This is a genomic window from Shewanella sp. KT0246 (genome assembly GCF_019654955.1).
GTDB classification, from domain to species: Bacteria; Pseudomonadota; Gammaproteobacteria; order Enterobacterales; family Shewanellaceae; genus Shewanella; species Shewanella goraebulensis.
Genome location: NZ_BPEV01000031.1, coordinates 1 through 26,499 on the forward strand (window position 1 = coordinate 1; position 26,499 = coordinate 26,499).

The 26,499-nt window shown below is 40.6% G+C and carries 20 protein-coding genes; 17 read left to right on the forward strand and 3 right to left on the reverse strand.

The window, feature by feature from the left end:
• The coding region (locus tag K5Q58_RS15165; protein ID WP_220754757.1) for an EAL domain-containing protein at positions 1–2,513 on the forward strand (2,513 nt) is incomplete at its 5' end.
• Between the two features lie 81 nt (positions 2,514–2,594).
• A complete protein-coding gene (locus K5Q58_RS21165; RefSeq protein ID WP_259651360.1) occupies positions 2,595–3,638 on the forward strand; it encodes a hypothetical protein in 1,044 nt (347 codons plus the stop codon).
• Positions 3,639–4,319: 681 nt separating this feature from the next.
• On the opposite strand, the gene fadJ is transcribed toward K5Q58_RS21165, so the two are convergent.
• Together fadJ and fadI are read right to left on the reverse strand one after the other, a co-directional pair.
• Entirely contained in the window at positions 4,320–6,440 is a 2,121-nt protein-coding gene (gene fadJ / locus K5Q58_RS15175; protein WP_220754758.1) for a fatty acid oxidation complex subunit alpha FadJ, read from the reverse strand.
• A 5-nt stretch (positions 6,441–6,445) separates the two neighbouring features.
• Positions 6,446–7,756: an acetyl-CoA C-acyltransferase FadI gene (gene fadI / locus K5Q58_RS15180; protein ID WP_220754759.1), complete on the reverse strand. Its 1,311-nt coding sequence runs from the start codon at positions 7,754–7,756 to the stop codon at positions 6,446–6,448.
• A gap of 397 nt (positions 7,757–8,153) precedes the next feature.
• Here fadI and K5Q58_RS15185 point away from each other — a divergent pair, with 397 nt between their 5' ends.
• The 13 genes from K5Q58_RS15185 to K5Q58_RS15245 all read left to right on the forward strand — a co-directional run bounded on the left by K5Q58_RS15185 (position 8,154) and on the right by K5Q58_RS15245 (position 23,728).
• Positions 8,154–9,110, forward strand: coding sequence for a MoxR family ATPase (locus tag K5Q58_RS15185; RefSeq protein ID WP_220754760.1), 957 nt, complete (start codon positions 8,154–8,156; stop codon positions 9,108–9,110).
• Positions 9,111–9,234: 124 nt separating this feature from the next.
• Positions 9,235–10,179 carry a DUF58 domain-containing protein gene (locus K5Q58_RS15190; protein WP_220754761.1) on the forward strand — a complete coding sequence of 315 codons (945 nt, stop codon included), beginning with the start codon at positions 9,235–9,237 and terminating at the stop codon, positions 10,177–10,179.
• Positions 10,180–10,725 carry a DUF4381 domain-containing protein gene (locus tag K5Q58_RS15195; protein ID WP_220754762.1) on the forward strand — a complete coding sequence of 182 codons (546 nt, stop codon included), beginning with the start codon at positions 10,180–10,182 and terminating at the stop codon, positions 10,723–10,725.
• The gene (locus K5Q58_RS15200) at positions 10,713–11,759 is read left to right on the forward strand and encodes a VWA domain-containing protein (protein WP_220754763.1); all 1,047 of its coding nucleotides are present in this window, start codon (positions 10,713–10,715) and stop codon (positions 11,757–11,759) included. Before K5Q58_RS15195 ends, K5Q58_RS15200 begins: the two co-directional genes overlap by 13 nt.
• Positions 11,759–13,816 carry a VWA domain-containing protein gene (locus K5Q58_RS15205; RefSeq protein WP_220754764.1) on the forward strand — a complete coding sequence of 686 codons (2,058 nt, stop codon included), beginning with the start codon at positions 11,759–11,761 and terminating at the stop codon, positions 13,814–13,816. The genes K5Q58_RS15200 and K5Q58_RS15205 overlap by 1 nt, the downstream gene beginning before the upstream one ends.
• Positions 13,810–15,435 (forward strand): BatD family protein, encoded by a 1,626-nt coding sequence (locus K5Q58_RS15210; protein WP_259651362.1) that lies wholly within the window; start codon positions 13,810–13,812, stop codon positions 15,433–15,435. The genes K5Q58_RS15205 and K5Q58_RS15210 overlap by 7 nt, the downstream gene beginning before the upstream one ends.
• 72 nt (positions 15,436–15,507) lie before the next feature.
• Positions 15,508–16,071 (forward strand): sigma-70 family RNA polymerase sigma factor, encoded by a 564-nt coding sequence (locus K5Q58_RS15215; protein ID WP_220754765.1) that lies wholly within the window; start codon positions 15,508–15,510, stop codon positions 16,069–16,071.
• A complete protein-coding gene (locus tag K5Q58_RS15220; RefSeq protein WP_220754766.1) occupies positions 16,064–16,768 on the forward strand; it encodes a DUF3379 domain-containing protein in 705 nt (234 codons plus the stop codon). Before K5Q58_RS15215 ends, K5Q58_RS15220 begins: the two co-directional genes overlap by 8 nt.
• A gap of 143 nt (positions 16,769–16,911) precedes the next feature.
• Positions 16,912–18,363 (forward strand): sodium/proline symporter PutP, encoded by a 1,452-nt coding sequence (gene putP / locus K5Q58_RS15225; RefSeq protein WP_220754767.1) that lies wholly within the window; start codon positions 16,912–16,914, stop codon positions 18,361–18,363.
• Positions 18,364–18,760: 397 nt separating this feature from the next.
• Positions 18,761–20,017, forward strand: coding sequence for an OmpP1/FadL family transporter (locus K5Q58_RS15230; RefSeq protein WP_220754802.1), 1,257 nt, complete (start codon positions 18,761–18,763; stop codon positions 20,015–20,017).
• A gap of 881 nt (positions 20,018–20,898) precedes the next feature.
• A complete protein-coding gene (locus tag K5Q58_RS15235; protein WP_220754768.1) occupies positions 20,899–21,759 on the forward strand; it encodes a hypothetical protein in 861 nt (286 codons plus the stop codon).
• Between the two features lie 82 nt (positions 21,760–21,841).
• Positions 21,842–22,759 (forward strand): carboxymuconolactone decarboxylase family protein, encoded by a 918-nt coding sequence (locus K5Q58_RS15240; protein ID WP_220754769.1) that lies wholly within the window; start codon positions 21,842–21,844, stop codon positions 22,757–22,759.
• Between the two features lie 15 nt (positions 22,760–22,774).
• A complete protein-coding gene (locus K5Q58_RS15245) occupies positions 22,775–23,728 on the forward strand; it encodes a LysR family transcriptional regulator (protein WP_220754770.1) in 954 nt (317 codons plus the stop codon).
• Positions 23,729–23,808: 80 nt separating this feature from the next.
• On the opposite strand, the gene K5Q58_RS15250 is transcribed toward K5Q58_RS15245, so the two are convergent.
• Positions 23,809–24,183, reverse strand: coding sequence for a putative quinol monooxygenase (locus K5Q58_RS15250; RefSeq protein ID WP_220754771.1), 375 nt, complete (start codon positions 24,181–24,183; stop codon positions 23,809–23,811).
• 537 nt (positions 24,184–24,720) lie between these two features.
• Between K5Q58_RS15250 and K5Q58_RS15255 the strand changes: the two genes are divergently transcribed.
• Both K5Q58_RS15255 and K5Q58_RS15260 read left to right on the forward strand, forming a co-directional pair.
• Positions 24,721–25,239, forward strand: a complete 519-nt coding sequence (locus K5Q58_RS15255; RefSeq protein WP_259651363.1) for an OmpP1/FadL family transporter — start codon at positions 24,721–24,723, stop codon at positions 25,237–25,239.
• A gap of 175 nt (positions 25,240–25,414) precedes the next feature.
• Entirely contained in the window at positions 25,415–26,497 is a 1,083-nt protein-coding gene (locus K5Q58_RS15260) for an efflux RND transporter periplasmic adaptor subunit (RefSeq protein ID WP_220754773.1), read from the forward strand.
• Positions 26,498–26,499: the final 2 nt, after the last annotated feature.

Here is a 26,499-nt window from a genome sequence, read left to right on the forward strand (position 1 = left end):
CTGGTAGTACAAATGCTGCACTGATTGATTTTTTATTATTTAATGTATCTGAAAGCATTGATGGTGGGATTCTTACACAGCCAATAAATAAACAAAAAAATATTACTTTAAAGTATTCCGATTACCCATTCACATTCACTTTTGTAACTCCAGGCCAGCCGCTAGAAGAGTTTGAGTTTTATTACCAAATGGAAGGTCTAAATGATAATTGGCTTCCTTCACAGAACATTAACTCAGCAACATACACAAACCTTTCTTCAGGAGTATACCATTTCCATGTTTACGCAATTAATAAATTATCAGGAAAACAAGGTGAAACAAAAACCATTCAAATAACTGTCACTCCACCTTGGTACTACTCTTTCGAAGCTAAACTTTCATATACTTTACTTGGCTTTATATTGTTCTTTATCATAACTAAAATAGTTTTACGACGACGTGAAATACAAAAACAGATTGCATTAAGTGAAGAAAGATTAAAGTTATCGCTCTGGGGAAGTGGCGATGAAATGTGGGATTGGGATATAGAGACTGGCGAGATTTACCGCTCTAATATTTGGGGAACACTAGAATTTCCTCAAGATGGACAACGTTCAGGTAAACCAGGTGAAGAAAGTAATATCCATCCTTTAGACCAAAATCGCGTTAAAACTGCGTTAAACGACCATTTTAAAGGTCTAACAGACCATTTTGAAGTGGCTTATCGTGTAAAAAGTCGCGAAAATCTGTGGATGTGGATTTTAGATAGAGCAAAAATTGTAGAAAGAGATCACAAAGAAAATCCTGTTCGAATGACGGGTACCATTAAAAACATCAATAACCTTAAACAAACAGAAGAACAGTTACGATTATTCGAACGTGCAATTGAAAATATTTCCGAAGGGATGTTTATCTTAGATGAAAAATATTGTTTTGTTGAAGTCAATGACGCTTGTTGTGAGTTAACAAACCAATCTCGAGAAGAGTTTATTGGCGGTTTATTTACTTTTGGACGTTACCCTGAGTCTTACACAAACCAAATACATGCCTCCCTTTCTCAGCAAGGTCGCTGGAGTAATGAATTAGAAGCAAATAAAGGCGATGGTAGCCACTTCTTAATGGAGTTAACAGTAGATGCCATCTATAACCAACAAGGCGAAACAACTCACTACGTTGGTGTTTTCTCAGATATTACCCGACGAAAACAGCAAGAAGAAGAACTTAGAAAATTAACCAACAGTGATATTTTAACCGGTCTACCAAACCGTTCTAGTTTACAAGTCACGCTAAACAATTTAGTCAAAAAAGACATTCACCATACTTTAATGGTTTTAGATTTAGATAACTTTAAACGCATTAATGATTCTTTAGGTCATCAAATAGGCGATGAGCTATTAGTGGATGTGGCGAAGCGCATTCAAAATAATGTGCCAAAACACGTAAGCTTATATCGTTTAGGCGGTGATGAGTTTGCAATATTAATCGACCATAACCCTGACATTGGTTCTTGTGCCGCGATTGCATCTCGAATTATAGATGCCTTAAAAGAAGAATTTAAAATAGACAATGAATCACTAGTAGTCGGTTTAAGTATTGGTATTGTGCTTTACCCTGAAGATGAACAAAATGAATTAGCTCTACTGCGTAAAGCAGACATCGCTATGTATCACGCAAAATCTGGTGGCGGTAACCGTTATCAATTCTATTCGGAATCTTTGAACCAAAATGCTTTACGTCAGCTTGAAATTGAAAATTTAATTCGAGAAGGTTTAAAGGAAGATTTATTTGAAGTCTACTATCAGCCAAAAGTTGACCTAAAAGAAGATAACCTTGTCGGTATGGAAGCATTAGTAAGACTAGTCCACCCTGAACACGGCATTATTTCTCCCAATGAGTTTATTCCTCTTGCGGAAGAAAATGGCCTGATTGTTGAAATCGGTGATTTAGTTTTAAGAAAAGCATGCTTTGCGGCGCAGAAATGGCGTGAACAAGGTATCTTTAACGGCCGTGTTGCGATTAACTTGTCTTCCAGACAGTTTGCCCTCCCTGATCTTCAACAACGTATTTCAAGCGTATTACAGTTAACCAAACTACCTGCTTGTCATTTGGAACTTGAGATTACTGAAAGCACGATTATTAAAAACCCTGAAAACGCGATTAAGGTCATGAACCAACTTGCCAAAATGGGAGTCACATTAGCGCTGGATGATTTTGGTACTGGTTATTCATCATTATCCTATTTGAAACGTTTCCCTATTCACTGTCTAAAAATTGATAAATCTTTTGTGGATGACATCAGTAAATCTGATCGTGATTTAAAAATGGTAGATAGTATCATTACTATTGCGCATAACATGGGGTTATCTGTGGTTGGTGAAGGCGTAGAGGATGACGCACAACTTAACATTTTAAAAGCGCTTAAATGTGAGGAGATCCAAGGTTACATTTTCAGTAAACCCGTACCCGAGAAAGATTTCACTGCGCTACTAAATGTAAATTTCAACAGACAAGAGAAAAAACGTATCAATAGTTAACATTGGCACAACAAGTGCAACTAGCAGTTCAGACGTCAAATAAAAAACTTTTTATTAACCCTGAATTGAGAGATAAAAAAAATGATTAACGGAATTATCATAGCTGCACTTTTAACTTCTACTTCTGCTGCTAACAATACAATGGAAGTTCTTCCTTCAGTACATCCTGAAATGGTAAAAACGGTTGGTCTGCCAAACATCAAGTTTGTTGACACTCAAGTAGCAGGCCTACCAAACATCAAGTTTGCTGACACACAAGTCGCTGGTCTTCCAAACATTAAGTTTGTTGATACCCAAGTCGCTGGTCTTCCAAACATTAAGTTTGTTGATACACAAGTAGCAGGCCTACCCAACATCAAGTTTGTTGACACTCAAGTAGCAGGCCTACCCAACATCAAGTTTGTTGACACTCAAGTAGCAGGCCTACCCAACATCAAGTTTGCTGACACTCAAGTAGCTGGTCTTCCAAACATTAAGTTTGTTGATACCCAAGTCGCTGGTCTTCCAAACATTAAGTTTGTTGATACCCAAGTCGCTGGTCTTCCAAACATTAAGTTTGTTAATACACAAGTAGCAGGCCTACCCAACATCAAGTTTGTTGACACTCAAGTAGCAGGCCTACCCAACATCAAGTTTGTTGACACTCAAGTAGCTGGTCTTCCAAACATTAAGTTTGTTGATACCCAAGTCGCTGGCCTACCCAACATCAAGTTTGTTGATACCCAAGTCGCTGGTCTTCCAAACATTAAGTTTGTTGATACCCAAGTCGCTGGTCTTCCAAACATTAAGTTTGTTGATACACAAGTAGCAGGCCTACCCAACATCAAGTTTGTTGACACACAAGTCGCTGGCCTACCCAACATCAAGTTTGTTGACACTCAAGTAGCAGGCCTACCCAACATCAAGTTTGTTGACACACAAGTAGCAGGCCTACCCAACATCAAGTTTGTTGACACACAAGTAGCAGGCCTACCCAACATCAAGTTTGTTGACACACAAGTCGCTGGCCTACCAAACATCAAGTTTGTTGACACACAAGTAGCAGGCCTACCCAACATCAAGTTTGTTGACACTCAAGTAGCTGGCCTTCCCAACATTAAATTCAGCAACTCAAGCATCGCTTAAGGAAGTCATTATGTTTAATTCTTTAAAGAAAGCTCTTGGTATTGCACAACCACAGCGTAAAAAAGTTAAATTACCAGAAGGTTTAGAACACTTAGAAGTAATTAAAGCAAAAGCTTGGTGGAGTTAAGCTTGAACACTAAAAAGATCAATCTACTAGGCGAGCGATTAATTAGCTTTAGCCAATAAAAAAGGGAGCAAATGCTCCCTTTTTTATTGGTATTTATTGGCTCAAAAATGATTAGTCTGCTCATTTTCTACAGATAGCTTTCTTATCAATAAATATTTATGACTGTTGAATAACGGGTACGCTAATGGCCCCATTAAAAAGCCTGCTAGTGACCATCTTTTGACAGCCATACCATTATAAAAAGCCTGATTACCTAGATAAAATCCAGAAATACACGACACAAAGATAATAAGAAATATCACTGAAACCTCTATAATTCATTCAGTTAACGTCATTCCATAATCATTGAACACCACAGCTAACCCAGCCGAGTGTAAAGATGGCGAGATTATAACCAATATCACAACCTATTACTAATAGCAGCAATAGGTAGTAAAGCATAACAATAGACAAGCTGACTACATTCTAGGCAATAACGTGCCACTTTTGTATGAAAAGGCGGCAACGTGTTGCCGCTTTGTTATTTTGTCAATACTTAGAAGTATGAAATATGACTAATAAAACTTAGTACCACTTTCTGCCATTTGAACTAATTTGTCGCATGGCTCAAAACGATCACCGTGCTGCTGTTGATATTGACGTAATTTTGACACTAAAGTCGCAATCCCCATTGAATCCATATAACGGAATGGGCCACCTAAAAATGGTGGGAAACCAATACCGAATATTGCGCCAATGTCACCATCTCGAGGATTAGCGATAATCCCTTCATCGAGACAACGCACAGCTTCATTTAGCATCAACACAACACAGCGCATAGCGATATCACTGGCAGAACCTGTCGTTTGATTACTGACGCCTAGTACTTGATATACTGACTCATCAACGAGTTTAGCTTTCGATTTCTTATTGCCATATTGATAGAAACCTTTGCCATTTTTACGTCCCTTTCGGTCGTCGGCAAGTAACTTATCAAATGCATCTGGCGCTCTAAAACGTTCACCTAACTCTTGAGTTAAAATTGGCGCAATCTTAGCACCGACATCAATACCGACTTCGTCAAGTAATGTAATTGGGCCGACTGGGAAGCCAAACTTAACCAATGCTTTATCTAAGCTTTCAACCTTTTCACCAGACAATAAAACTTGAGCAGCTTCATTCATATATGGCGCAAGAATTCGGTTGACGTAAAAACCAGCACCGTCTTGAACAACAATCGGTGTTTTACCTTGTTTACGAGCAAAGGCTACTGTAGTTGCGATGGTTTCAGGCGATGTTGTTTTATGGGCAATAACTTCCACTAACGGCATTTTTTCGACAGGCGAAAAGTAATGTAAACCAATGACATTTTCAGGGCGCGATGCAGCCTCTGCTATTTGGCCAATAGGTAAAGATGAAGTATTAGAGGCAAAAATCGTATTTTCATGACACTCACGTTCAACATCTTTTACCATCTGATGCTTCAACGCTAAGTCTTCAAATACCGCTTCAACAACGATATCGGCATCTTTTACGCCTTTGTACTCAGTGGTGGTTGTCATTAGCGCCATCAAGTTATCTCTAACTGCTGGAGTCATGTGACGACGCTTAACTCCTTTAGCGAGTAATTTATATGCATAAGCTAACGCATTGCTTAAGCCTTTATCGTTAATATCTTTAACACGAGCTGGGATCTTAGCTTTAGTGGTTGTAACAGAAGCGATACCACCGCCCATTAACCCGCCACCAATAACAAGCGCTTTATTCACTTTACGAGGTTCTGCGCCTTCTGCACCCGTTTCTTTCTTCATCTCTGTGGTAGCAAAGAAAATACTACGAAGTGACTCAGATTCTGGTGACATCACTAATTCAGCAAAATGACTAGCTTCTACCTCTAAGCCTTTAATCATGCCTTTGTTCATGCCTTGCTTAACACAGTCAATGATTTTAGCTGGCGCTGGGTAATTACCTTGTGTTTTCTTCATGACCTGCTTCGCAGCCTGATCAAAGATAATATCCCGTGTGGTACTGGTTGACTCAAGCACTTTATTTAGCGCGCTCTTTTTAACGACTTTAGCGGCTGACTTACCTTTTTTAGCTAACGTAATAGCGGTATCTAACAAAATTGACTCAGGAACTACATCGTCAACTAAGGCCATTTTCAGCGCCTGTTTCGGACGAATTTGTTTTCCTGTCAGCATCATATCTAGTGCTGTAGTAATACCTACTTTTCTTGGTAAACGCTGCGTTCCACCCCCGCCAGGAAGTAATCCAAGTTGAACCTCAGGTACTCCCATAATGGTTTTCTTATCGTCAGTACATACTCGTAAATGACACGCTAATGCCAATTCCAAACCACCGCCTAAACAAGCACCGTTAATAGCAGCAACAACAGGAATAGATAAGTTTTCAAGTTCGTTGAATACGATATGACCTTGCTGAGACAACTCTTTTGCAGCAGAAACACTAGTGCATGCGTCAAGCATACTAATGTCAGCCCCTGCAACAAACGAGTCAGGCTTCCCAGAAATAACCACTAAACCTTTCACGCTAGCATCATGTTTAATTTCGGCTAAAATTTCACTGATTTCAGGGCCAAACTCTGCTTTTAACGTGTTCATGGTTTCGCCAGGAACATCCATTGTTAAAACAGCAATACCGTCTTCACGGCGAGATAAATTAAATGTCTTTTCCATTAGAATTACTCCACTTCCACAATCATTGCTGCGCCAAGACCACCTGCAGCACAGGCTGTTGCTAGACCAGTACCACCACCACGTCGTTTTAATTCACGACACACTTGAGTGATTAAACGAGTACCTGTAGCCGCAAACGGATGACCATAAGCAAGTGAGCCACCTAATACGTTAAATTTACTCATATCGATTTCACCAATTGCTCGGTTTCTACCTAATTTTTCTTCAGCAAACTTTTTCGAACCAAACATCTGCATGTTTGCCAGTGTTTGAGCAGCGAAAGCTTCATGCATTTCAATCAGAGTTAAATCTTCTAATTCCATACCTGCACGCTTTAATGCAAGTGGCGTAGCATAAGAAGGTCCCATTAACATGTCCTGCCATACATCAATCGCGGTAAACGCATAACTCTTAATGTAACCAATAGGTTCATAACCTAAAGCTTTAGCTCTGCCCTCACTCATTAAAATAATGGCAGAAGCGCCATCAGTTAATGGAGTGCTGTTAGCAGCGGTAACAGAGCCATGTTTACGGTCGAAAGCAGGACGTAGTTTTGCGTAAGACTCAAGCACTGAGTTTTCACGAATATTATTATCGCGGTCAATAAACTGCTTGTAAGGTGGTACATGAGCAGTCATCACTTCATCACGTAAGTTGCCGGTATTCCATGTTTCAGTAGCAAGAGTATGAGAGCGATGCGCCAGTGCATCTTGATCAGCACGACTAATAGAATACGTTTTAGCCATTTGCTCAGCAGTTTGTCCCATAGACAAACCAGTTGAGTATTCTGCTACCGCTGGCGGTACAGGCATTAAATCTTTAAGGCCAAGGCGTCGAGCGATAGCAAACTTTTGTTTAAATGTGCGGGCTTTATTTAAATCAACGAGTGCGTGGGCTAGCTTTTTTGAAACGCCAATCGGTAATACCGAAGAAGAATCTGCACCGCCCGCAATACCAATTTCGACATTGCCAGTCATAATAGATTCAGCCACATTCACTGCAGACTGGAAACTCGTAGCACATGCCCGTGTTACGCTGTATGCATCAGTCGACACATCCATGCCAGTCCCTAGCACAATTTCACGAGCGATATTTGGCGCTGCTGGCATTTGTACGACTTGGCCGTAAACTAATTGTTCGATAGTTTTAGGATCTAGTTCTGAGCGTGATAGCAATTCATTAACCACCATTTTGCCCATATCTAATGCTGATACGCCGTGAAACGCAGTGGCTTGTTTTGCAAATGGGGTACGTAAACCCGCAACGATTGCAATGCGCTCCCCGCGGGCGTTGGTTACTTGTTGTCTATCACTCATTGTTCACCCTCTTGTAATTGTTTAGCCTTCAAATGGCTTGTCAGTGAATATCCATTTTTGTCAGACAGGTCTGGTCTGACCATAAAGTGTGATCTGATTCTAACTTTTAATTACCAAGTTTTAAACATCCGTATGAAAATAAGCTCAAAATAAACTCAAAAACACCAACCAACATACATTTATCTTGCATGAAATCAAAAGGTTAAAATTTAGAGCTTTAACTTTAAAATGTCATATTTCTTATTTATTCTGACATTAGATGCCAACTTAACGACTATCTCGTTTGCGAACTAACAAATAAAAATGAAAATCTGTTAATCATACTAGCCAAAGGCTAATGAAATTCATTAACATGGGATTAATTAGAACAAATTTCAGCAAATAATTGAGTATCATCATGCCTTTGAGTCGATTTCATTCCTTACGCGCTTATTTAAATAATGTCATTTTGGGACAACCTGTATTAACAGAGAACTTGCTCATCGCACTCATTGCTGATGGCCATTTATTAGTTGAGGGCCCTCCTGGTCTTGCAAAAACACGTGCTGTTAAAGCGCTTTGCGATGGTGTTGAAGGCGATTTTCATCGAATTCAATTTACCCCAGATTTATTACCAGCCGATTTAACCGGTACTGACATTTATCGTGCTCAAACTGCCACATTTGAATTTGAAGCAGGACCAATCTTTCATAATCTGATTTTGGCTGATGAAATTAACCGTGCACCAGCTAAAGTCCAATCAGCACTGCTAGAAGCAATGGCTGAAGGCCAAGTTACGGTCGGTAAGAATAGTTATCCTCTTCCTGATTTATTTTTAGTGATGGCAACACAAAACCCACTAGAAAATGAAGGAACGTACCCATTACCTGAAGCTCAATTAGACCGTTTTTTAATGCATTTAAATCTTGATTACCCAAGTGCTGAAACTGAACGTGAAATTTTGCGTCAATCACGCAATGAAGCCGTCACTAAACAACTGCCTACCATTGAGCCTGTGGCGCAATCAGATGTATTTGCTGCCCGCGAACAAGCGATGGAGCTTTATTTAGCTGAACCTCTAGAAAGCTATATTGTCGAAATTATCATGGCAACTCGACAACCTGAACGTTACAGCCCTGAACTTGCAAAGTGGCTTGAATATGGCGTGAGCCCGCGTGCTTCTATTTCCCTCGAGCGATGTGCCCGAGCAAGAGCCTGGCTTCAAGAACGTGACTTTGTTTCACCTGAAGATATTCAAGCGGTTGCGCCAAATGTACTCAGACACCGTTTATTGCTGAGTTACCAAGCCCAAGCAGAAGGCATAAATGCTGATCATGTTATTAACCACATTTTAAGCCAAGTTGCGGTCCCTTAAGTTTGACTCAGTCACTAAAAAAACTAAGTAACTCAAAATTTAGTCACCCTAAATTAAGTCACACTTGAACACTGTAAAGGCTAACACCTTTAAGTAAGCGCCTTAAAATTGGAACCATTGCACTATGCCCGTTGAACAAACGCTTGAGGGTTCATTGCCATTATTTAGTAATGGCGTGAATCTAAATGAGCAAGAACTCATTAGCTGCCAAAGCACCGCTCGCGCGATGCCAGATAAACGCAGCCGAGCAAAAGCAAGCCAAGCTGGCCATCGAAGTAGCCTGATTAAAGGCCGCGGGATGGAGTTTGCTGAGGTGCGTCATTATCAAAATGGCGACGATGTCAGAACCATAGATTGGCGCGTCACCGCTCGAACAGGTAAAGCTCATACAAAGTTATTTGTTGAAGAACGGGAACGACCCATTATTGTGTTCGTCGATTTCAGCCACAGTTTATTTTTTGGTTCGCGCTTATTGCTTCAATCGGTTCAAGCGGCTCATGTTGCCGCAACACTTGGCTGGAATGCGATTAATCATGGCGATCGCCTCGGGGCGTTTATTGCCAGTGAAACTGAGCACCTTGAACTAAAACCACGCAGCCGTCGCCAAGGTATATTGCAGTTAACATCTGCACTTATCAAAATGCATGAGAATCAGCTAAATCACTTTGATGAGCTACCACAAGATCCACAACACATATTACGAGCATGTCAGCGCTTGCAACGAATTGCTAAGCCTGGATCTTTGGTGTGGATTATTACCGACGGACAGTACTTTACCCAAGAATGCTTAGCCGCATTAACCGAGCTTAAACGTCATTGCGACGTGGGTGCTTTTGTCATTAGCGATCCACTAAGGCAAGGTACACTTTCATTACCTAAACGTTTTGCATTACCCGTAAGAGATGGAAAGCAGCAACTGACATTAACTCGAAACAGTTACGATGCTTGGCTAAGTGGTCAACTTGCAAGTCAGCAGCAATTTATCGAACTGATGAACATGATAAAAGTCCCAACTCGTTTTATTGATGCAGGCAAAAGCCTCAGCCAACAATTGGAAGTATTACGCTAAATGAATACTGCGCAAGCTAACCCAGCATTATCACAACTGGAAGATATTATGCTTCCAGAGCAAATAAGCCAGTTACCCATCGCGCCTGGGTTTTGGATACTCGCCATAGTTTTTGTTGCTATCATTATTTTTGCCGTCACAAAACTTCAGCAGAACCGCCGCTATATTGCACCTAAAAAAGCAGCATTATCTGAACTTGAAATACTTGATGTATCAACACCTCAGTATGCAACTGACATTAATACTTTATTAAAAAGAACCGCCATGAGCTATTTTCCCCGTGAAGATTTTGCCAAATTAGATGGTGATATTTGGTATGCATGGTTAGCCTTAAGATTATCAGCGCAAGATGCGAATCAAATGAGCGAGCTACTGAAAAAGCGTTACCAAAAAGATGGCTTAGCACAAAAAGATTGTATGCAACTCAGAACCTTAACTGAAAAATGGCTCAACAAATCAGGTCATTTCATTGCGCTTAATAAAGTTCCAGTACAAGCCCAAAGCACTCCGAAGAATCAACAATCGGAGGCAACATGTTCTCAATAACTTGGCCATGGTTACTCTTGTTATTGCCGCTACCCTTTTTACTCAAACAAAAACAGGTAGCAAAGAACACAGGTGGTCATCTGCAATTACCTGGAATTGGCGAAACGGAGCAACAAGTTACTATCAGCCAACACAAACCAAGCCGAAAAGCTTATTGGTTGATGTGGTTATGCCTTTTGTGCGCCTTAATTCGTCCCCAATGGTTAGGTGAGCCAATAGAGCTACCTTCTGAAGGACGAGATGTTATGTTAGCCGTGGATTTATCAGGCAGCATGCAAATAGAAGACATGATTGTTGAAGGTAAGACCGTCGATAGGCTCACTCTTATAAAGCACGTGATCGGTGATTTCATTGAAAGACGAAACGGCGACAGACTCGGGTTGATTTTATTTGCCGATCACGCCTATCTTCAAGCACCGTTGACCCAAGATAGACGCTCTGTGGCTAAGTTTCTTGCCGACAGTGAAATCGGCCTTGTGGGTAAACAAACTGCCATTGGTGAGTCCATCGCCTTAGCAGTGCGACGTTTTGACATGGTTAATGACAGTAACCGTGTATTAATATTACTCACCGATGGCTCAAATAACGCCGGTAACATTGAGCCTGAAGTGGCTGCGAGAATTGCTGCTAAACGTAATGTCACGATTTATACCGTCGGCGTAGGTGCTGAAGTCATGGAGCGTCGCAGTATATTTGGCACTGAACGCGTGAACCCTTCGTTAGATTTAGATGAAGATCAATTGCAAAATCTTGCCGACATGACTAAAGGTCATTACTTTAGAGCTCGAAACAGTGAAGAGTTAGCCCAAATTTATCAAAAAATCGACGAACTGGAACCCGTTAGCCGAGATCAGCTGACTTACCGCCCTAAAAGTGAACTATTTTATTGGCCATTATTGTTAGCTCTACTTATGAGCGTATTTATCAGCCTAAGAGGCCAATTCGCGAATAAGCTAAATCTTGCTGCCAGCAATCAAGCAAGTCTTAAGTCGAATATTAGTTCAGACTCAACCAAACCAACTGGGGGACTATAATGAGTTTACACTTTATTCGTCCAGAATGGCTGTTGGCCCTCATCCCATTAATTACCATCGCAATATTCTTATGGCGAAACCAACAAAGTAATTCTGCATGGCAAAGTTATATTGCGCCGCATTTGGCTAACACCTTAATAAGTGAAACCAACCAAGTAAAAAAACAGCCTAAGTGGTTACTTATGTTGTGCTGGGTTATCGCGGTTATTGCGATATCCGGCCCCGCGGTTAATAAGCAAAGCTTACCCGTTTACAGCAGTGAACAAGGTCGTGTGCTGGTAATGGATATGTCCTTATCTATGTATGCTACGGATCAAAAACCTAACCGTTTATCCCAAGCAAAATATAGAGCCACAGACTTTTTAACCAATTTATCAGAAGGTGAAACTGGCTTAATCGCCTTTGCAGGAGATGCTTTTACCATCAGTCCTTTGACTCGCGATAAGTCTACTTTACTTAATTTATTGCCAACACTCACACCAGATATAATGCCTGTTAGGGGCTCAGATTTATCAGCCGCCATCGAACTTGCACAGCAATTACTTACTCAAGGTGGCCACATCACTGGTGATATTATTGTGATGACTGATGGCGTTAACCCACAGCAATACAGTGATGCAACCAAAGTACTTGATGGCAGCCGTTATCGAGTTTCTGTAATGGCATTTGGCACCAGCCAAGGCGCTGCGATTCAATTACCTGATGGGCAACTATTGCGTGATAACCGTGGTGAAATAGTGATTGATAAGACAGATTTTAAGCTACTTGAACAATTAGTCAGTCCAACGGGCGGACTCATGATCCCAGCGACCGCAGATGGTAGCTCGTTAAGTCGACTTGAAAATTGGCTCGCCAATGACGGCGATGCTAAAGCCACTGAACTTGAAGGTGAAAGCTGGCAAGATTTAGGCCCATATATTGCCATGTTGCTCATTATTCCTGTGTTACTCAGCTTTAGGTTTACCTTAGTACCAGTTTTTACCGCCCTTACATTAGGCTTTTTGTTTCAACCAAGTCCTGTTATGGCCAATACTTGGGATGATTTATGGAAAACCCAAGATCAACAAGCTAGCGAAACCTTTGCTCAAGCTCAAACAAGTGAAGAATTCGCCGATGCTGCAGAGCAATTTAACCAACCTCTTTGGCAAGCCAGTGCTCAATATAAAGCAGGCGATTATGAAAATGCACTTGCTGGATTTGAGCAAGATAGCTCCGCTAACGGTTTATATAATCAAGCCAATAGTTTAATGCAATTAAATAAGCTCGATGAAGCAATCAGTCGTTACCAACAAGCATTGAAGCAACAAGCTGAATTCCCCCAAGCTCAAAAAAACCTTGAACTTGCTGAGCAAATGAAACAACAGCAAGAACAACAATCGGGTGAAGGTTCTGATCAAAACCAGTCTGACCAAAATGATTCAAACGAAGGTGAATCAGGACAAAATGAAAAAGGTGATAACCAATCTGGCGACAAGTCACAGGACTCTTCTCAAGAGCAGTCTCAAGAACAGGAACAATCACAACAAAATGCTCAAGACAGTTCTAAACAAGATGAACAGCAGAGCGATTCAAACCCAAATGACTCTGATAGAAGTGAATCAAAAAAGAGTGACGCTAAACAGAATCAGTCAGACCAAGAAAATGAAAATGAGCAAAATCAAGCCCAGTCTGATTCTTCACAAAATGAGTCTGCTCCTTCTCAAAGTGAGGCAGATGAAGATAAGCAATCTGGAAACGAAGCTGAAATGCAAGCTCAAGCTCAACCTGAAAATGAGCCAGAATCAGCATCTAAGCCAGAGCAAGATCAATCTGCAGAACAACAAGCGCAAGCTATGGCTGCAGAAAAAGCACAAATGGAAGAGTCTGATAAGCAGCCAGAATCATCTCAAGCAGTTGCTTCATCACAGCTAGCAGAAGAACCATTACCAGCAGACTTAGAACGTGCTCTTCGCGCCGTAAGCGAAGACCCGCAAGTGTTAATAAGAAATAAAATGCAATTGGAATATCAAAAGCGTCGCCAAAGTGGCCAACTTCCTAAGGACAAACAACAGTGGTAAATAGAATCGTTATCGCCCTTCTTGCAATTCTTTTTACAGGGCAAGCTTTCGCAGTCAGTCAAATCCAAGCGACTGTAGACAGAAATCCTGTGATGCAAGGTGAATACTTTGTATTGAACGTCACTGCCGATGCCGATCTCAATGCAGGGTTATTAGATACCTCCCCATTATTAAAAGATTTTGTTGTGGGTCGCACCAGCGTCGGTAGAAGCACTCAAATAGTTAACTTTGACGCCACCAAAGAAACCCGATGGCAAGTATTACTATCAGCAAAAAACACCGGAACAGTGACGATTCCATCGTTTACTATGGAAGGTGTAAAATCTAATCCTATTAACTTAACCGTTGCAAAAGCGGGCAGTCAGCCTCAGCAAATGCGTAATTTGTTTGTAGAAGGTGAATTGAGCACCAATGAAGCTTATGTTGGCCAGCTTATTACTTATAAAGTGAAGCTGTTTTTAGCTGCAGAGTTGCAACGTGGCGTTATTAGCGCACCTGAAATTGCTGGTACAGAGATAAAGCAAATCGGTGAAGACAAAGATTCTGTTGAAGTCGTCGATGGTCGCCGTTTTAGAGTTATTGAAAGAACCTACTCAATTATTGCTGATACCGCTGGTACTTTAGCAATAAAAGGGGCAGGTTTTTCTGGTGATATTCTTGTTGAAGCACCTAGACGAGGCGGCATGTTTGGTTTTAATGAAAGTAGACCAATGCAAGCAAGAGCAGAAGACACTCAAATGACGATTATGCCGATTCCTGATGTTTACCAAGGTGAATGGCTAGCAAGTGACTTATTAATTGCTAAAGAAGTATGGCCGGAAGATCAAGGCAATGAATTTGAAATAGGCACTCCAATTACTCGCACAATTAATATCGTTGCATCAAATGCTGACAGCAACAGTTTGCCAGACATTAAACTGACCATGCCAGACGGGTTAAAATCTTATCCAGAAAAGCCAATTAGGCAAACAGTGGTCCGTGATAATCAAGTCATTGCTCAATACAGTTTAACCAGCGCAATTGTCCCTACTAAACCGGGGACATTCACTTTACCTGAAATTACTATTCCTTGGTGGAACACCCATTTACGTCAGCAGCAATATGCCACTATTCCAGCAAGAACCGTCACTATTACTGGCACAATTGCAACAACTCCCGAAGTCGCTACTGCGCCAACGCGAGCAAACAATGAACAATCTAGTCTTTGGCCTTGGCTAACCTTATTATTTGCAACGTTATGGCTAATTACGTTGGCATTATGGATTAAGGCTCGAAGTAAAAAGCAAGCTCAAATACCTGTGCTGCCAACTTCAAATACAACAGCGAAATCACCCGCTAATATTGATGAGATAGCTAAAGCCTGTGATAACAATGACGTCACTTTGGTAATTTCTTTACTGCAACAGCTTTACAGTACAAGGCTTGCAAAACCAATGACCTTGTCTGATATCGCATATTTATCCGATGCTTTATCAAAAGCAATTCATCAAGTACAACAAGCAAAATACAGTAAATCATCCTCAATGATTGATAAGAATATGTTGTTAAGTGCAATTGAACAAACGCAAGTAAATCAACAACAAAATACCACTTCACCACTTAGTTCATTGAATCCTTGAGTATAATTATGCTTGCTATTCACAGCTAACCTTTTAAGCTATCGAACATAATATTTAACAATAAGTCATAAAATGTTCGATAGCTTGCGAAATAAAAAGTCCGAACCCACGGTCTTATCTGACATGCTAAATAAACAGCGACGATACGACAGCCTCGTCAGGGCACTTCACACTGATATCTTTCGATATGCCTATTGGTTAATCGGCGATAAACATGTGGCAGAAGACGTCACTCAAGAAACTTTTCTACGCGCTTGGCGCGCTTTAGACTCGTTAAAAGATGATAAAGCTGCCAAAGCTTGGCTAATTACAATTTTACGTCGTGAGAATGCGCGCCGGTTTGAGCGTAAACAGTTTGATTATAGTGATGTAGAGCAAGAATTGCTTGAAGATGAAAAATCATCCACCACTGAAGAACAAACTGAGCAGTACTGGCTACGTAAGCAAATTGGTCAATTAGAAGTTGAATATCGTGAGCCACTATTATTACAACTTATTGGTGGATTTAGTGGTGAAGAGATTGCTGATTTATTAGAGCTAAACAGAAATACCGTCATGACGCGATTATTTCGCGCCCGTAATCAATTAAAAGACGCTTTAGAGTCTCCCGAAGTTAGAGGTCAATCAAATGGATGATCTAAAATTTCGTCGCCATGCATATGGTGACCCAAATAGCCAAGACGAAGATTTCTTGGCACAGATTGCAGCGTCTGAATCTGATGCAAAACTCGTTAACGAGTTAAAAGCACTGGACAGTAAACTCACTAATGCACTAAATATTGATGTGCCTGATGACTTAGCCGATAAGCTTATTCTCAGGCAACAACTTAGCAAACATCAACAACAAAAGAAGCACACTCGTTATTTAATGGCGATGGCGGCATCTGTTGCTTTAGTGATTGGATTAAGTTTCAGCATGCTGCGCTTTACTCCTGTAGATTTAGCTGAACATGCTCTTGCCCATGTTTACCATGAACCAAAAGCGATGAACGTTGATCAAAATGTCGGCTTTGAAGATGTTAACTTTAAGCTCGCTGGTATTGGTGGATTAGAAAATGCCAAATTCATCCAGCAGCCAGGAAAAGTGTTTTACACTTCATACTGTGATTTCCAAGGTGTAAAAAGTTTACACCTCGTCATGGAGGGTGAGCAAGGCAAGGTCACCTTATTTATTATTCCTACAGAAAATAGAATGGTGATTGAAGAATCGTTCGCAGATCAGAACTATCAAGGTTTAGGTTTTCAAACCGCAGACACCTTCATGTTACTGGTAGGTGAACAAGATGCAGACCTTCAGCTTGTAAGAAACGAAATTGAGCAAACTTTTATTTAAATTTCATACATCTAGCACACAAACCAGCTAATGAAATTTCATTGGCTGGTCAATAACTCTTCATACTTCCTTTCAAAATTGTGCACTATGTCAAACATCTGTTAGCATATGCCGCACAATAAAGAGAACAATACGGAAGTAGCATGGCAATTGAAGCTCCAATTCTAATTACATTCATTGGTTATCTCGCCCTAATGATGGGCATAGGCTATTGGGCCTACCGCAAAACAGACACAGTAGATGATTACATTCTAGGCGGCCGAAAAATGGGCCCAGCCGTGACAGCGTTAAGTGTCGGCGCATCAGACATGTCAGGTTGGTTATTACTCGGTTTACCTGGTGCAGTTTATTTAGGTGGTTTAGGCGAAGCATGGATTGGCTTTGGTTTAGTATTCGGCGCATGGCTAAACTGGTTATTTGTTGCAAGACGTTTACGTATATACACCCAAGCGGCAGACAACGCCCTTACCCTTCCCGACTTCTTTGAAAAACGTTTTGAAGACAAGCAAGGTTTTTTAAAACTCGTTTCTGCAATTACTATTTTAGTATTTTTCACCTTCTACACCTCTTCAGGTATGGTTGGCGGCGCAATTCTATTTGAACAAATCTTTGGTTTAGATTACACCGTAGCCCTAATGATAGGCTCAGTCATTATTGTGGCTTACACCTTTGTAGGCGGTTTTTTTGCAGTAAGTTGGACTGACTTTTTCCAAGGTTGCTTAATGTTATTAGCACTATTAATCGTGCCAATCGCAATTTTCAGCAAGCCAGATACGCAAGTTGCACTAGAAACTCTCGATCCTAAAATGCTGTCACTACTGCACAGTAATATGACCACCATTGGCTTGATCTCTTTGCTCGCTTGGGGTTTAGGTTACTTTGGTCAGCCACATATTCTTTCTCGCTTTATGGCCATCGGCAGCCCTGATGATATTCCACTATCTCGTCGAATCGCGATGAGCTGGATGCTAGTTGCATTAATCGGTGCTCTCGCCACAGGTATTGCAGGCACTATCTATTTTGCAGATGCGCCTTTAGCGAACTCTGAGACAGTATTTATACACTTAGCGCAAGTTGCGTTCAATCCTTGGGTTGGCGGTATCTTAATTGCGGCAATTTTATCAGCAATTATGAGCACTATCGATTCTCAACTTCTTGTTTGTTCAAGTGTTATCACAGAAGATTTTTACCGTAAATGGTTACGCCCGCAAGCAAATGACAAAGAATTAATGTTAGTTGGACGCCTTGGAGTTCTTGCTATTGCGATTATCGCGATTGTGATTGCACTTAATCCTGACAGCAAAGTACTCGACTTAGTGAGTTATGCTTGGGCAGGATTTGGCGCAGCATTTGGTCCTGTAGTGCTACTTTCATTATTCTGGCAAGGCTATAGCCGCAATGGTGCTATCGCAACCATTATTGTAGGTGCTGTAACTGTTGTCGTTTGGAAGCAGCTTTCTGGCGGTTTATTCGACTTATATGAAATCTTACCTGGATTCTTATTTGCTACAATAGTCGGTGTAGTTGTTAGTAAATTATCTCCACCAGCTGAGGCAATCAAGACTCAATTCGCAAACTTTAAAGCCTCGCTTTAATTTCTAAACAGTCCGATTACTGACGATTAAGCAGTAATCGGACCTCTCAGCGTACAACTGTACTCTTTTTTACAAAATAATCTTGTTGCCTCCTTGTTACTTAATATTTCGTTATAATATTTCAGCCTTCTTAACAAAATTCTCAACAGCCCTACAGCACAGCGTTTATAGAGTATTTACTCAATTTGACCTAAAAACGTCAAAAGCAGAAATTAACTTAATGCTAACAATGACTAGCAACTGGTCGGAGTTGTAGAGGTAACAACTGTTACCTAATATGCCCGCAATTACTAAGTTGGTGTTAATTGGGGAGCCAGTACTAAGCAAGATCGAGCACTAAGCAAGAATGAGTACTGAGCAAATTAATAAACTGACGTACAACGATGAGATTAAAATGATGACTAAATTCAACAAGACTCTACTAGCTGCAGCGGTAACGCTTGCTAGCACACAATCAATGGCAGCAGGTTTTCAGTTAAATAGCCAATCAGCAACTGGTATTGGCCGTGCAATGGCTGGTGATGCAATCATCGCTGATAACGCGTCAGTTTTAGCACGTAACCCTGCTGCAATGGCATTATTTGATGAAAAGACACTTTCTGTAGGTGCTTCATATGCAGACGTTCAAGTTGAAGTAAGTGATGTCCAGTACGGCGACAACCATATTGGAAGTATGGATAATGCTGCTGAAGCTAAATTCATTCCTAATTTCTACTACATTAGCCCAATCAACGATAAGTGGGCGTACGGTGTTGCAGCCTTCTCAAATTATGGTACAGGTACAGATCTTTCAACACTGAATAATGATCATGACTTCAATACTCCGATTGATTTATTGGGTAATACTGAAGTAACTACGGTTAACTTTAACGCTAGCGTATCATACCGTATTAATGACTCTTTAAGCTTAGGTTTAGGTCTTGATGCTGTTTATGGATCAGGAACATTAACCCGTAACGGCAATATTGATATCGGTCTTGGTGACATGCCGCTAAATCTAGTTGACGTGGAAGCAGACGGCTGGGCTGTTGGTGGTATTGTTGGTTTAGCTTATGAGTTTAACGAAAATAACAGAATTGGTTTGAGTTACCGCTATAGCCCGCAAATGGAAGCTAGTGGCGACATCATGTATAACCCAAATGTTATACTACCTCAAAACTTTGACAGCATTGAAATTCCAATTGCTGATATCGCACAGCTTGCTGGTTTTCATCAGCTAACTGAAAAGTTTGCGATTCACTACACTGCACAGTGGACCCAGTGGAGTTCATTTGACAACATCAGTGTTGTAGATGGCGATCTTGGCACTGCAAGTGATGTTATCAAGCATTATAACTGGAAAGATTCTTGGTTCTTTAGTTTAGGTGGTACGTACGATATCAATGAAACTTGGACTGTTCGTGCTGGTATTGCAAGTGACCAAGGTGTTGTTGGTGAAGTTTCATCTTTATCAATTCCTGACTCAGATCGCATGTGGTATTCAGCAGGTTTCACTTATAACTTGAGCAATAAATCTAGTATTGATTTCGGCTACACTTTAGTTGCTGGTGAAAAGGTCCATGTTTTAGAGGAAAGCGCTCTAGTCGGTCAAGTGAGTGCTTATACTGAATCTGGCGCAAACTACTTCTCACTGCAATACAACCACACTTTCTAAATTATTCTATTTAACCGTTTAATTTATTAGTTCAAAGCCGCCTATGTTATTAGGCGGCTTTTTTGTGTCTGAATTGCCGCTTCAAATATCAAAAATATCACTCCATTAGATTTTTCCCATAAATAGATTGCACTATCCAACCAACTCATTAGGGTTTTCTTATGGAATATTTTTACAGTTGGATAATTTTATATGCTTCACAATTTTTACTTTATGGTGGAAGCTTGGAAAGCACTTTTGTCAGCTTAGCTGATTCGTCGGATTACTTGCTGTTCGTCAAGCTAATCTAATCGGAAGTTGAGTTTACAATGCTGAGGTTTCGTCTTGTTGACGACATTACTTTTCTGTCAACAGCAACAGAAAAGTAAGTAAAAGAATGCCGTTCCGACTCACTTTTTAATCTGCTAGAAATCCTCACTTTTTAACGCACCGCGCCTGAATCTAGGTCCATGTATTTGTAGGCACTAATAAAACCTTTCATGATTTTATTTGCTGAAGTGCGGTTCTTTATCAGAAAATTCGATGGAAGTTTGTAGATACACGAAGAGTTGTTATTAAATGTAGAATTTCAGGTTACGGTAAGACGATAAGAAATTGAAGGTTGCTACTTAGAAAATGTGTTTTAACTATATAGATGTAAAGGAGGAAAAAAGCAAGATCAGACGTTCCCTCACGCCGAAACTGAACAAAGGGCTATAAATCATCACGCGAACAGAATTTCTATTAGTGCTATATATTCCATAATGCATTGACGATATGCCTCTATTTTACTACGTTTATTCAATTCATAATTAATCCATTAATCATTACTTAGCCATCATAGTGGCTAGCACTTAGCTAGGTAATGTTAACTTTATCTATGAATATAATGGAGTAAAAATATGCGTTCTACACTGTTATCAAGCCTAATCGGGGCCTCTCTGTTATTTACACAGCCTGCTCAAGCAGCGTCACTCTCTCAACAATGGACATTATCTGGTTTTTCGCAACCTGAATCTGTTTTTGTTTCTCCTAAGCATGAATGGTTATATGTTTCAAACGTAAATGGTGAAGGAAAAGGTTTTATCAGCAAACTTTCTAAAGATGGACAACTCAAACAAATGAAATGGGTTGATGATCTTGCTGGTCCGACAGGGATGGGCATGTATAACAATCACCTATATGTAGTCGATGGCCTTCAAGTCCATGTTATTGACGTTAAAAAAGGTAGGGTCGTAGATAGTATTCAGGCAAAAGGAGCTGTCATGCTGAATGACCTAAGTATTAGTGCTGAGGGGCAACTGTTTGTCTCTGATATTGCTACCGGTAAAATATATAACCTTGTCAACAATGAGCTGAAGGTTTGGTTTGAAGATAAACGCCTACCACACACCAATGGTTTACTGGTGAAAGGCAATACACTTATCGCTGCAAACATGGCGAGTAAGCTCGCTCAGGAATTTGAATCGGAAGAGTTCGGTTCTCTTTATAAAATTGATATTCCCACTAAATCAGTACAGATGATTAATTCAAGTTATAAACTGGGTGGTCTCGACGGCGTTGCTGCATTGGATGATGCACTGATTGTCAGCCACTTTCCTGCTGGTGAAATCTACAAAATTACCGATAAACAACGTGTTTTGTTAGGAACCGTTGATGCTAGCAGTGCTGATATTAATGTTGATGAGAGTACCCGCACCCTGTTTGTACCTGTTCTTTTCAATGGCACGGTTACTTCATACAAGATCAGCAACGACAAATAATAAGGCGCTGCTGGTATACCCTTGTTTTAGCCTGTTGTTCATTATTAACAGGCTGATAAATCTTACAGACAGGAAAAAAACAATGAAAAATAAAACGATTATGTTTATTGCTTTATTGTCATTTTACAGCCATTTTTCTTTCGCTATTGATACTCTCTCTGTAACAGGTGAGGTAGAAAAAGAGGTGCCATTAAGATCTGAACGCTTTAACAAGGGGATTGAAAATGTTGATAGAATTAATGGTAAGGGGGCTGGACAAGGACTAATCGACGCGTTTAATGGCGTGTCTCCAGAGCTTGCCAATATCCTTGTGGAGTATAGTTTTGGCGAGGTGTACAACCGTGATATCTTGGATTTTAAGAGCAAGCAGATTGTCATTATTGCCAGTTTGATCGCCAGTGGTGCGCAAAATTCACAGCTTAAGACACACCTGAATGCGGGGCTTAATGTTGGCTGCTCTATAACAGAAATTAAGCAACTTATTATACAGATGACTGCTTATACTGGTTTTCCAAAAGCGAATAATGCGATGCTACTGTTAAAGGAACTCTTGGATGAAAGGCGTGTTAAGGGATTCAATGATTTACCCGATGAGGTAGAAAAAAACAGCGCAAAGGACAGTGCTCAGCAAGATAAATCTCGCTATCAACAGGGGGTAGAGCAGTTCAATAAATTTGATAATGGTGCAGCGCAAACACTGGAAGATAATCTTAAAGAAGTTTCCCCCGATTTGGCTAAATATATCATTGAGTACGAATTTGGAGATATCCTCTCAGAACCAGGTTTGAAGCTAAAGCAACGAGAGATCGCCACGATTGCTGCGTTGACAACCCTTGGCACAGCAAACTCACTACTTCGTTTTCACATGCAAGTTGCGATGCAGGCTGGCGTCAGTAAAGAGGAGGTTGCAGAAGTGATGATAATAACCAGTCTCTATGCTGGGTTTCCTGCTGCGTTGAATGCAAGCATGATCCTGAAAGAGCTTACTGTTAGAGAGTAACCAGGAGATCAATGTATGGACATGGCAACGCGTCTGGAACTGTTTATCGATATCGTTCAACACGGCACATTTGCGAAGGTTGCGGATATACACAACCTCGATCGCTCCGTTGTGTCAAAGCAGATAAAGGCACTTGAAACACAGCTGGGTATTAGACTACTCAATCGTTCGACGCGTGCTCTTGCGCTGACCGATGCGGGGGCTGAGGTATTAAAGCAAGCTGAAATTGTACGCAATGCCTTAGTCGATACAGAGAAACTTGCACAATCATTCCACTGTGAGCCTAAGGGATTACTCAGAATCACCAGTAATGTCTCCTTTGGCCATCTCTATCTTCGTCCTGCGATCAATCGATTTATGGCAAAATACCCTGATACCTATATCGATTTGATGCTTGATGATAAGCGTACCGATATTATTGGCGACAAATTCGATATTGCCTTTCGCATTGGCCCGCCTAAAGACTCCAATTTAATCGCCAAAAAGCTAGCTTCTAATAAGTTAGCTATCTTGGCCTCCCACTCCTTTATTCAACAATATGGTAAACCTGCAATGATTGAAGCCTTGATTGCATTACCGGCGGTGATCTATTTCAATGGCGAGTTTCATTTAAACAAAATAGAGATAAGTGAGTCGCCTTCAGCAACCAGCAGCCGAATGGTTAAATATAATCAAAATGGACGCTTTAGAGCGAATGATGTTGGCTCTTTGCTGAGTGCTGTTGAAGCAGGGCTAGGATATTCGGTTATCTCGTTGACGACACTTGAACAGAGCATTGAAAAAAATGGACTTGTGCCGTTGTTAACTGACTATAAATTAGCAAACAATAGTGGTGGAATATATGCGGTCTACCCACATCGAAATCAAACACCATTGGTTAATAAATTTATCGAAATGGTGATAGACGTTATCGGCACGCCACCCATCTGGGAAGGTTATATCAATGACTATGAGTCATTCTATCAATAGTAAACAGGAGTAATAAATGCTCCTGTTTAGAATTACATTAGACCAAGTGGGGAGCCTACTTCAATCCCCTTAACTTAACGTTAATCTTCAAGGCTAAGGCGGTAGATAGCAACAGGATCCGGTTGTGCACCGAAATCAGCCATTATTTGTAACGGGGTTCCGCCTTCATATTTAGTCCCTTTACGTGAGTCAGGACCAAGGTGCGATAGTAGTATTTGTACAGATGCCCAGCGCTCTGTTAGCCAAAATTCATTAGGGTTTTTCCAATCTCGTTGGAAGCCAAAATCAATACATCCCTCTTCTTCAAGTACATATGGCGTATAGTCTTTTAGGAACTCAGCAAACTTTTCTGTATTTTCTGCCGGTACTGGAAATTTTACGGTTAAACCAATTGCGCCAGTGTAATCAGTTGTTTTGAACCATTCTAATGTTTCTTCAAATGTAATATTGCTCATAAAATATCTCGCTTTTTAGTTATTTTTGGGGATTACTGTTTGTCGCTATATCCTGCGTTGTAATGAGTGCTAAACCAGTTGACGTGAGAGATTATGTACCTTGAGGCTAGATAGTTCGATAAGCAGAAAAGCAATGCATTGTTGATGTTTAAGCATCAATGATAACGGATATGCACCATGCTAAGCCTTTGCCGAATCTTCCTAATCATTCAATTAGTAACATTCAACAAGTTTTTTAATGCGAGATCATAATTTTTCACTAATGATTATTGTGATCGCTCTAAGCACATTTGATAAATTAAGGACACTTGATGGGTTACTATCTGATTTAGATGGGACATTAATCAATTCTAGTGACGTTATCGTGCGGGCTTAGGCCACAATTGCACTTGAGCATGAAATGGATATCAATCAAATCCTTCTATACAAGGTGTGCCCTCGTTGGGGGAGATATCATTTTAAGGTCTAACACATCTGACAGTGATATTCTTCAAGCTAGCGAATGGTTGGCAACCATAGAAGCTAGTGATATGCGTGGTGTCGTTGCATTGCCTGGCGCCGTTAAATAGTTTGAATCGAGCATATTCCCTGGGCAATTGTCACCGACGGCACATTATCCTTTGCGCCATCGAGAATTGCAGCAACTTCATTACTAACTCCGGTCGGGGGTCATTCGACCATATCGGTTTAGTTGATAGTGATGCAGGTTCACGTGAAGCGATCTTAAAAGAATATAATTGGAAAGACTCTTGGTTCTTAAGCTTTGGTTCAACTTACGATATCAATGAAAATTGGACAGTAAGAGCAGGTATCGCAAATGACCAAGGTGTTGTGGGCGAAGTTTCATCTTTATCAATTCCTGACTCAGACCGTATCTGGTACTCAGCTGGTTTCACTTACAACATCAACCAAAACTCTAGCCTCGACTTTGGCTACACTTTAGTTGACGGTGAGAAAGTACATGTTCTTGAACAAAGTGCATTAGTTGGTGAAGTTAGTGCATACACTGAGTCAGGCGCTAACTACTTCTCGCTTCAGTACAACTACAACTTCTAAGATAAACTATTTAATAGTTTAAAATATAAGTTAAAAGCCGCCTTAGTTTATTCTGGCGGCTTTTTTGTGGGTGAATGAAAAACGCTTCATTAGATTTTTCTCATAAATAGATTGCACATAACAATAAAGTCCATTAGAATTTTCTTATGGATTATTTTTATTGTTGGATATATTTATGTGGCTAAATCGAGCTTCTCTTTTTACTTTTGCCTCAATTACGCTAATGAGTTGTTACTCGCCTTCGGTTAACGCAGTGGACTCAAACAAAGAAGCTAGTAAAGAGACTAGTAACCTTGCTTCAGCTGACAAACTGTTCACCGTTACTCCTGAAAAACGCATTACTTACCTACAGTTTGATGGTCAAATAGAGGCAACAAAAGCAGCCACAGTATCGGCGCAAACAGCGGGAAGAATTCTAAAGCTTAACTATGACGTAAACGACATTGTGCCAGCAGGCTCGGCTTTGTTGGAAATTACCAGTAAAGAACAAGGTGCAGGTCTAGCTGCTGCGGAGGCTGAATTAGCTCAAGCTCAAGCGAGAAATATTGAATCCCAAGCCCAGTTTAAACGCTATCAAGAATTGTTCCCCAAAGGGGCTATTTCTAAAGGGGCAATGGATGAAGCAACAGCTAACTCAGCCTCAAGCTTACAAGCTGTTACTGCAGCCAATGCCAAACTAGTACAAGCAAGAGAAACATTAAACTACACCACAGTTAGTGCGCCTTTTAGTGGTCGAGTTACTGAGCGCTTTGTTGAACAAGGTGAAACCGTCACTGTTGGTCAAGCCCTCTACGCAGGTTACTCAACCGAAAACATGCGCGCTATATTCCAACTTCCCCAGCGCTATCGTCAGTTAGTTAATGAAAATACCACTATTTCAGTAGAGTTAGCATCAGGATTACGTATAAATTCGAACCAAATTAATCCTTATGTTTTCCTACAAAATGCGAGTCAAAGTTACCAAGTTCGGATTAACTTACCCCAAACAGATCTGGCTGTTTCACCAGGAGAATGGGTCAAGGTGTTCATTGCTGATACAGCCGTTAAGCAAATAGTCATTCACAGCCAAGCTATTTTTCAGCGGGGAGATTACACCGCTGTATTTCGTCAACACAATAACAAACTGGTGCAAACTCAGGTGAGGTTACGCAAAATAGATAATGAGCAATATGTTGTTGAAGCTGGCCTGATGGCAGGCGATAAAATAATCAGCGACGCAGCAAGTCACCTGTTAAACACTGCAAATTCAGGCGAATAACA

What these genes read in the sequence shown, in the direction of transcription:
- K5Q58_RS21165 (WP_259651360.1), top strand. Translation starts at nt 2,595, where the DNA reads ATGATTAACGGAATTATCATAGCTGCACTTTTAACTTCTACTTCTGCT.
- fadJ (WP_220754758.1), bottom strand. Translation starts at nt 6,440, where the DNA reads ATGGAAAAGACATTTAATTTATCTCGCCGTGAAGACGGTATTGCTGTT.
- fadI (WP_220754759.1), bottom strand. Translation starts at nt 7,756, where the DNA reads ATGAGTGATAGACAACAAGTAACCAACGCCCGCGGGGAGCGCATTGCA.
- K5Q58_RS15185 (WP_220754760.1), top strand. Translation starts at nt 8,154, where the DNA reads ATGCCTTTGAGTCGATTTCATTCCTTACGCGCTTATTTAAATAATGTC.
- K5Q58_RS15190 (WP_220754761.1), top strand. Translation starts at nt 9,235, where the DNA reads ATGCCCGTTGAACAAACGCTTGAGGGTTCATTGCCATTATTTAGTAAT.
- K5Q58_RS15195 (WP_220754762.1), top strand. Translation starts at nt 10,180, where the DNA reads ATGAATACTGCGCAAGCTAACCCAGCATTATCACAACTGGAAGATATT.
- K5Q58_RS15200 (WP_220754763.1), top strand. Translation starts at nt 10,713, where the DNA reads ATGTTCTCAATAACTTGGCCATGGTTACTCTTGTTATTGCCGCTACCC.
- K5Q58_RS15205 (WP_220754764.1), top strand. Translation starts at nt 11,759, where the DNA reads ATGAGTTTACACTTTATTCGTCCAGAATGGCTGTTGGCCCTCATCCCA.
- K5Q58_RS15215 (WP_220754765.1), top strand. Translation starts at nt 15,508, where the DNA reads ATGTTCGATAGCTTGCGAAATAAAAAGTCCGAACCCACGGTCTTATCT.
- K5Q58_RS15220 (WP_220754766.1), top strand. Translation starts at nt 16,064, where the DNA reads ATGGATGATCTAAAATTTCGTCGCCATGCATATGGTGACCCAAATAGC.
- putP (WP_220754767.1), top strand. Translation starts at nt 16,912, where the DNA reads ATGGCAATTGAAGCTCCAATTCTAATTACATTCATTGGTTATCTCGCC.
- K5Q58_RS15230 (WP_220754802.1), top strand. Translation starts at nt 18,761, where the DNA reads ATGACTAAATTCAACAAGACTCTACTAGCTGCAGCGGTAACGCTTGCT.
- K5Q58_RS15235 (WP_220754768.1), top strand. Translation starts at nt 20,899, where the DNA reads ATGCGTTCTACACTGTTATCAAGCCTAATCGGGGCCTCTCTGTTATTT.
- K5Q58_RS15240 (WP_220754769.1), top strand. Translation starts at nt 21,842, where the DNA reads ATGAAAAATAAAACGATTATGTTTATTGCTTTATTGTCATTTTACAGC.
- K5Q58_RS15245 (WP_220754770.1), top strand. Translation starts at nt 22,775, where the DNA reads ATGGACATGGCAACGCGTCTGGAACTGTTTATCGATATCGTTCAACAC.
- K5Q58_RS15250 (WP_220754771.1), bottom strand. Translation starts at nt 24,183, where the DNA reads ATGAGCAATATTACATTTGAAGAAACATTAGAATGGTTCAAAACAACT.
- K5Q58_RS15260 (WP_220754773.1), top strand. Translation starts at nt 25,415, where the DNA reads ATGTGGCTAAATCGAGCTTCTCTTTTTACTTTTGCCTCAATTACGCTA.